1 tRNA gene is annotated in these 261 nt (G+C 36.0%); it reads left to right on the top strand.

The annotated features are described in order from the left end of the window. The first annotated feature begins 59 nt into the window (after nt 1–59). Nucleotides 60–146, top strand: a tRNA-Ser gene (locus N2692_03125). Nucleotides 147–261: the final 115 nt, after the last annotated feature.

Genomic DNA, 261 nt, shown 5'->3' with positions numbered 1-261 from the left:
GAGCAGATCCGTCCTAAGGATAAGATGGAGGTTCAAATCCTCCCGAGGGGACTTAAAAGGGAGGCGTGCCGGAGAGGTTGAACGGGCCGTACTCGAAATGCGGTATACCAGAAATGGTATCGGAGGTTCGAATCCTCCCGCCTCCGCTATTAATAATTATTTTTTTATGTTATAATTTTGTATATTTTTATTAAAAAATTAAAAAATTTTATGTTGGGTTATTTTAAATTTTTTTTAAAACAAAAAAGTAATTCTCAAACC

This window comes from Patescibacteria group bacterium, from assembly GCA_026415775.1.
Classification (GTDB): Bacteria; Patescibacteriota; Minisyncoccia; order UBA6257; family JAAZHW01; genus SKW32.
This window is presented reverse-complemented; position numbering and strand designations above follow the sequence as displayed.